The organism is Secundilactobacillus similis DSM 23365 = JCM 2765 (assembly GCF_001311075.1).
Lineage (GTDB): Bacteria > Bacillota > Bacilli > Lactobacillales > Lactobacillaceae > Secundilactobacillus > Secundilactobacillus similis.
Genome location: NZ_BBAD01000166.1, coordinates 1 through 1,288 on the forward strand (window position 1 = coordinate 1; position 1,288 = coordinate 1,288).

Annotated in this window: 1 protein-coding gene and 1 pseudogene; both read right to left on the bottom strand. The window is 40.9% G+C overall.

The window, feature by feature from the left end; translation table 11 throughout:
- Positions 1 to 1,071: restriction endonuclease subunit S (locus JCM2765_RS17360; RefSeq protein ID WP_156301854.1), on the bottom strand; the 1,071-nt coding region annotated here is incomplete at its 3' end.
- Positions 1,061 to 1,288, bottom strand: a pseudogene (locus JCM2765_RS16500) (type I restriction-modification system subunit M); the annotation flags it as partial. The gene JCM2765_RS17360 and the pseudogene JCM2765_RS16500, both read right to left, overlap by 11 nt.

Sequence of the window (1,288 nt, forward strand, 5' to 3'; positions counted from 1 at the left end):
TATCTGTTTAAAGAATGATCCGATTTTTTGTTGTTCTTCTCCAGTCGGAAAGAATATCTTATAATTTCCTAATTGTGGTGCTGTTAGTTGTGGAACACCAGTTGATTCAACTAATACTTTATGATTATTAATTGCATTCTCTAAAAAATCTACATCATGGTTTGATTTAACAGCTAGTAGCCGTACTACAGGTGTAAAATTAACTTTTCTAGCCTTTGCGTTCCCTACATCTCCGCGACCTGTCACAGTAACAGCGGGTGCTTCCACCCTGTAAGATGAGTCGTAGTAACCTACAATGCCATCATTAGTAAGAGCATTAGCAAAAATTGGATATTCTCCAACTTCTTTTAATTTCGATTTATCAATATCACCACCAGCTGTTATTGTAGATTCAGTACTCAACTTACGCTCTTCCCAAGCGTCAGCAAACCCTGCAAATCTTAATTGCGGGAACTTGCTACCATTTCTGGGGAACAATTTCTGCAAATAGCCCTGTTTAAGTTCCTTAAGCTTAGCTAACTTACACTGGTTGACTGTGATGAGATCATCGAGGCACTCAAGAAATTCCCCGATTTGTTTTTGTTCTGGTAGCGACGGGAACCTGGTTTCCATCTTCTTGAATTTTTTTAGGGACAAGACGTGTTGGCCAGTCCCTTCGGCTGCAATTGCCAATTGCCTATTAAGACCATTATTAATCCGCCGGAGAAAGAAGTTTGAATCTGCGTTAATCAAACCAAACACGGGGTAGAAATAGCTGATGATTCCTTTATCAATGATGTCGTTACGATTAAAGACGAAGATATTGTTGTCGCTTCGACTTCGATATGTGAAATATCCGCGAGGTAAGACAAAGTATCCGATATTCTCGTCAGTCGTTACTTGACGGTCTGAGAAATACTCGGATTGCAGTACAATTCCTTGCTGCTGCGAAGACGTCAAGACAGGGAATTGGTTTTCTTGGGTAGTTTTCTCAGTATAGTCAACCACGTAATCGCCAAGATAACGCTTGTCCCAAGGGTCAGTGAAACCTTTAAATCTTAATTGCGGATATTTAGCTTGGTTATCTTTCATTGTGGGCCTCCGGTTTTGACTGGTCAGTCACCTGGGTGGTCACTAACTGGCTGGCTAATTCATTAAAGGCTTGTTCATTCTGACTGATTTCCTGGTCTAGTTGCTTCAGATCAGCTTTAACTTGGTCCAGATTAATATCGGGTTCCGGTTCAAACGTATCAACGTAGCGCGGAATATTTAAGTTGTAGTCATTCTCCTTGATTTCTGCCGGTGAGGC